The sequence below is a fragment of the Acidovorax delafieldii 2AN genome (genome assembly GCF_000175235.1).
In the GTDB taxonomy this organism is placed as follows: domain Bacteria; phylum Pseudomonadota; class Gammaproteobacteria; order Burkholderiales; family Burkholderiaceae_C; genus Acidovorax; species Acidovorax delafieldii_B.
The window spans coordinates 1-915 of record NZ_ACQT01000565.1; the positions used below are offsets into that span (position 1 = coordinate 1).

1 protein-coding gene and 1 pseudogene are annotated in these 915 nt (G+C 71.0%); both read left to right on the forward strand.

Annotated features, from left to right (window positions below):
- Positions 1–295, forward strand: a pseudogene (locus ACDELDRAFT_RS23060) (polysaccharide biosynthesis protein); the annotation flags it as partial.
- On the forward strand, positions 279–881 hold the full coding sequence (locus ACDELDRAFT_RS23065; protein ID WP_005801702.1) for an acyltransferase: 603 nt from the start codon (positions 279–281) through the stop codon (positions 879–881). The pseudogene ACDELDRAFT_RS23060 and the gene ACDELDRAFT_RS23065, both read left to right, overlap by 17 nt.
- Positions 882–915: the final 34 nt, after the last annotated feature.

Sequence of the window (915 nt, forward strand, 5' to 3'; positions counted from 1 at the left end):
CGCGCAGTGGTCCGATGCCGGAGCGCTGGCACGCGGCCTGGCGCTCTACATCGGGCTGCACTTCATTGCCTCGCCGCTGTCCGTGGTCACACTGGCCTGGCGCGCCCAGCCCTGGGCGCTGCGGCTGTCCCTCGTCGGGCAGGCGGTATTTTTCGCCGGGCTGGCAGCCGGGCTCCACTGGGGCGGGCTCGCGGGCGCGGCCTGGGGCGTTTCGGCCGCGATGGCTGCGTACTTCCTCTACTATTTCCGGGCCCTCGCGTTCTGGAGCGATATTCCCCATGAGAGCCTTGCTTAACCGCTGGCGCCGCCGGCTCTGGCGGCAGCTTTTCTACCGCATGGTGTTCGGCGAGCAAGGCCGCGCGGGCCTGCCCCTGCCGCACACCCGCATCGCGCCCAGCACCTGCATCGAGGGCGAGGCCGGGCTGGATCTGGCGGACCATGTGTTCATCGGACAGTTCAATTTCCTCAACGCCACGGCCGGGCTGCGCATCGCCGAGGGCGTGCAGATCACCAACTTTGTCAGCATCGTCACGCACAGCTCGCACCGCAGCATCCGGCTGCTGGGCCGCGCCTACGCCAGCCACCAGGGCGAGGTGCCCGGCTATGTGCGCGCCCCGGTCGAGATCGGTGCCTACAGCTTCATCGGCCCGCACAGCGTGGTCGAGGCGGGCAGCCGCATCGGCAAGGGCGTGGTGGTGTGCGCCCATTCGCGCGTGCGCGGCGAGGTGCCGGACTTCGCCATCGTGGCGGGCTCGCCCGCCGCCATCATCGGGGACGTGCGCACGGGCGACGCCCACCTGCTGGCGCGGCACCCCGAACTGGCAGACCACTACACCGCCTGGGCAGGCGATCTGCCCCACGCGGAGCCTGGACATGGCTGAGGCGCCGCCCCACCTGTGCCTGCTGGGCGACGCC

Coding starts and splice junctions, on each gene's coding strand:
- ACDELDRAFT_RS23065 (WP_005801702.1), top strand. CDS start 279: ATGAGAGCCTTGCTTAACCGCTGGCGCCGCCGGCTCTGGCGGCAGCTT.